Consider the following 4,358-nt stretch of genomic DNA (forward strand, 5'->3'; position numbering starts at 1 on the left):
AGGCGGCACCGGGCCCACCACCGCGCGAGGGCGGTTCGCGCGGCGAGGCACTGATAGGGCGCGACGCTCGTCCGGGTGTGCTTCCCGCCCGGCACCGACACCCTGCCGCCGTGGCCGACCGGCACGAGGAAGGGCCTACAGAGCGCCGACCTCGGACGCATAGGGAGGCTCGGCGCCGGCACGCGAGCACGTGATCGCCGCCGCGCGCGCGGCGAATCGCAGCAGCCGGGCCCAGCCGTCGCCGCCCAGGGAGGCGATTGCCGTGGGGGACAGGGCGTCCTGGTGGGAGAGGCCGTGCAGCAGCGCCGCGTTGACGGTGTCACCGGCGCCGATGGTGTCCACGACGTCGACGCGCTCACCGGGTACGGAGTGCTCACCGCCGTCCTGGGTGAAGACGGTCAGCCCCTCGCCGCCACGGGTGATCACCACGGCGCTGGGCCCGGCGGACAGCCACTCCCGGGGCGTTCCGCCGAGCCACTGCGCGTCCTCCTCGGAGAGCTTGAGGAGGGTGGTGGTCGGCAGCCAGCTCTTGAAGCGGGCACGGTAGGCATCCGCGTCGGGGATCAGACCGGCCCGGATGTTCGGGTCGAGCGCGGTGCACAGGCCTTCGGCGGCGGCCGACCGCATCAGCTGCTCGTACGCCGTCGCCCCCGGCTCCAGGACCAGCGAGCAGGTACCGAACGACACCGCGCGCGTGCCCACCGGAAGGGCGTCCGGCACGGCGAAGAACCGGTCGGCGGTCCCCTCCACGTAGAACGAGTAGCCGGCCGAGCCGTCCGCATCGATGGACGCGACGGCCAGCGTGGTCGGTTCGTCGCCGCGTTGTACCGGGGCCACCTCCACGCCGGCCGCGCGTAGTCCGCCCAGCAGTGCTTCGCCGAAGGCGTCGCGCGAGATGCGCGAACAGAAGGCCACGGGGGAGCCGAGCCGGCCGAGCGCGATCGCCGTGTTGTACGGTCCGCCGCCCAGCCGCGGCGCGAGCGGAGGCAGCTCAGGGAGCGCGCCGGCCGAACTCCCGTCGGTGACGACCCCCTGCGGGACGAGGTCGATCAGGGCCTCTCCGGCGACGACGATCACAGTGGTTCCTCTCGGGCGGGAGCGGTCAGGGGCGGACGGGAGCGAGCGGCACGGGCGCACTGCCCCGGTGAGGGCAGGCTAGAACGTTGCGGCGCCTCGGGCAGCACTCGTCCCCGATGCGGGCACGCCCTTGCTGGAAACGGGCACGCGGCGCGGGGGGAGTGGGCGCGCCGCCCCGTGACAGGGGTCCCCGAAGGCGCCCGATTCCCCGCCGGTATCGTCGGATCTGTCACCCCCGCCTCGCCCCTGTTCCGCGGAGCAGCGCCCCCTGTGGAGTCTCAGATGTCCGGCACGACCCCGTCCCGTATCTCCCGCCGCACCGCCCTTCGTGGTGCTGCCGTCGCGGGGACCGCGGGGCTCGGCCTGACCGCCTGTTCCACCGGATCCGGCGGCGGTGCGGCCGCGGCGCCCACGGCGCCGGTGGACCTGGGCAAGGCCGACGAGGTGCCCGAGGGCGGGGCGAAGCTCTACAAGGACGAGCACGTCGTCGTCAGCCGCTCCGGGGACGGCACCTACAAGGCGTTCAGCACCATCTGCACCCACGCGGGCTGCCCGATCGGCATGTTGCAGGGCACCGAGCTGACCTGCAACTGCCACGGCAGCAAGTTCGACGCCACGACGGGCAAGGTGCTGCACGCCCCGGCGACCGCACCGCTGGAGGAGCTTTCCGTGAAGGTCGAGGGCGGAAAGATCGTCGCGGGCCCGCAGAAGTAGCGCCCGGCGGCCGGACGGCTCACTCCCAGTCCCAGCCGATCCCCAGCAGTCCCGTCCGCACCTGCGGCTCGACCACGTGCACCGACCGATGAAGTCCGCTCAGCGTCAGCTCCTGCCGCCCACCGCGCGGCGCCGCCGTCGACTGCTGGGCGAAGCGGTGGCAGCGCACGGGCAGCGCGTCGTCGGCGAACCGGACCTGGAGCGCGTACTGCCCGCCCGCGAAGCTGAACCCCCGGACGTACTCGGTCGAGATCCCGGCCGTGCCGTCCTCGAAGCCGTACCCGAAAAGATGGGTGTCGCCGGTCCGCAGCCGCGCGTCGAAGAGCAGTTCCGCCACCAGGACGCCGGTGCCCTCGTCCCAACGGACGCGCCCCGTACGGCAGTTCTCGAGAGCGTGCACCACCACGGCGCCGGGCGAGCACCCGGGATCGCCGTGGTGGATGGCCACATAGCGGTCCACCCCGTTGCGGTGCGCGCGCACGATGTGCTGGGACTCCCTGCCGAGCAGCTCCCTGCGGGGACCGATCCGCACCCGCTCCTGGTGCCCGACCGTGTGCAGACCGCCGTCCAGCGGTAATTCGAGCTCCGTCAGCAGACGTTCCAGGACACCGGACGCCTCGACCAGCGAACGGTACGAGCGCGCCGCGGGCCGCTGAGGCGCGGTCGCGGGCCCGACCGGGGCCAGCAGGCGGATCAACGCCTCCTCGGGGAGTTCGAGGATCTCCTCCAGCGCGCGCACGGCCCGCATCGACTCGGGGCGCTGCGGCCGCCGTGCGCCCTGCTGCCAGTAACTCAGGCTCGTCACCCCGACCTTGATGCCCTGGCGCGACAGATGGTGCTGGACGCGGTGCAGCGGCAGCTGCCGTGCGGCGATCGCGGCTCGCAGGGCGAGATGGAACGGGCCGGTGCGCAAGACGGCCTCCAGTGCCGGTGCCGTTTCCTTGTGCCGTTCGCCGAGTCGCATCCGGGTCTCCTGCTTCTGCGCGCCCCGTCCGCGGACAGGCGCTGTGAACGTTCACAGCCCCGTTCCCGGACGTTCGCGCCGGTCGGAGCGGGGCGGCTGGTCGGCGCGCGGGAGTTGTTCACATCCGTACGACGCCATTCACCGTCCCAAGTCACCGGGCATTGAAGCGTGTTGACCTGTTCCCGACAAGGCTCAATGCTCGTCAACGCGTCCGGACGCGCTCCTCCACCCCTCACCCCACTTCGGGAGGACCGCGATGCGCACCCTGAACATCCGCCCACGAACAGGCGCCACGCGCCGCGGACGATGGCGTTCGACCGTCCTCGCGGCGACGGCGGCCGCGGCGCTCACGGCCTCGATGACCCCCGCGACCGCGGATGCCCCGGCCCCCGGGAGCGCGGCGGCCGCCAAGCGGCTGAACATCACCATGCAGGCACAGCAGAAGACGAACTGGTGCTGGGCCGCGAGCGGCAACACCATCGCGACCTGGTTCGGCCGGACCTCCTCGCAGAACCAGTTCTGCAATGCCGCCTTCGGGCGGGCCCAGGGGAGTGAGTGCCCCAACTACCAGGCCACGCTCGGCAACGTGCAGGACGGCCTGTCCTGGTCCGGGATCAACCCCGGCTCATACGTGACCGGTTGGCTGCGCTACGCCACCGTACAGACGGAGATCGCCGCGAACCGCCCCGTCGAGACCCGCATCCAGTGGTCCAGCGGCGGCGGCCACATGCACGTCCTGTACGGCTACGACGACGCGAACAGCTGGGTCTACTGGGGAGATCCCTGGCCCTCCGACAACCGCTACAACTGGGCGTCCCACGACTGGTACGTCAGCAACACCTCCTTCTCCTGGACCCACTCGCTGTACCGGATCGGAGCGTGAGCGCGATGCGACGACGGATCACGGCTCCCGCACTCGCCGGCACCGGCGCGGCCCTCCTGCTCGCCGTCGGAGCGCCGGGCGCCACCGCGGCGCCGGCGCCCGTACCCGTCCACGCGCGCGTGGCTGCCCACGACGCGGCGACGTCGCCGCAGACGCTGCACACGCTCTCCCGCTTCTTCGCCCGCGACGGAGCGGCCACCACGTCGGCTGCCGCGCCCCGCATAGAAGGCGCGAGCGCCGTACCCGTCTACTACTTGTCGCGCGATTTCGTCGCCGGCAAGAAAGGTGCGGACATAGCCACGCTGGAATTCCTCGCTTCCAAAGCGGTCTCCTCCGACGGCCGGAAAGCGTCTTTGTGGACCGTCGAGCAGCAGGGCTCGTGGAAGGTGGTCAACATCGCTTCCGGAGACGACGAGATCCGTTACGCGACGCTCGGGCAGCAGAAGATGCCGGGCGGCACGGTCTTCCGGGAACCCCAGATCAACGCCTGGTACGTCGCCGGGCACGCGCGCGTGCTGCCACTCGATGCGGATGCGGTGCGGGCGGTGGGCGACGACGGGGTCCCGCTCGCCGCCTACCGGACACGGGTCGCCCGGGCATACGGCGACAAGCTGCCCGGCTCCGCGTACGCCAAGAAGGGCGCCGCCGGCGGCTACGGCCGGGCACCCGCCGGGACGCAGGAATCCCCCGGGGCGCAGGGCCCCGCCGCGGTGGCCTCCG

General features: G+C 72.3%; 5 protein-coding genes. 3 read left to right on the forward strand and 2 right to left on the reverse strand.

From position 1 onward, the window contains the following. Positions 1–135: 135 nt before the first annotated feature. Positions 136–1,077 (reverse strand): carbohydrate kinase, encoded by a 942-nt coding sequence (locus G3I40_RS11520; protein ID WP_164302070.1) that lies wholly within the window; start codon positions 1,075–1,077, stop codon positions 136–138. Between the two features lie 282 nt (positions 1,078–1,359). Between G3I40_RS11520 and G3I40_RS11525 the strand changes: the two genes are divergently transcribed. Then, positions 1,360–1,791, forward strand: a complete 432-nt coding sequence (locus tag G3I40_RS11525) for a Rieske (2Fe-2S) protein (protein WP_164302071.1) — start codon at positions 1,360–1,362, stop codon at positions 1,789–1,791. Positions 1,792–1,810: 19 nt separating this feature from the next. Here G3I40_RS11525 and G3I40_RS11530 read toward each other — a convergent pair whose 3' ends face one another. After that, positions 1,811–2,755 (reverse strand): hypothetical protein, encoded by a 945-nt coding sequence (locus G3I40_RS11530; RefSeq protein WP_164302072.1) that lies wholly within the window; start codon positions 2,753–2,755, stop codon positions 1,811–1,813. A 358-nt stretch (positions 2,756–3,113) separates the two neighbouring features. Between G3I40_RS11530 and G3I40_RS11535 the strand changes: the two genes are divergently transcribed. Further along, positions 3,114–3,638 (forward strand): papain-like cysteine protease family protein, encoded by a 525-nt coding sequence (locus G3I40_RS11535; RefSeq protein ID WP_239091672.1) that lies wholly within the window; start codon positions 3,114–3,116, stop codon positions 3,636–3,638. A 5-nt stretch (positions 3,639–3,643) separates the two neighbouring features. Continuing rightward, positions 3,644–4,358, forward strand: a 715-nt coding sequence (locus G3I40_RS11540; RefSeq protein WP_239091671.1) for a hypothetical protein, incomplete at its 3' end; no start/stop codon positions are given.

This window comes from Streptomyces sp. SID14478 (assembly GCF_010548525.1).
Lineage (GTDB): Bacteria > Actinomycetota > Actinomycetes > Streptomycetales > Streptomycetaceae > Streptomyces.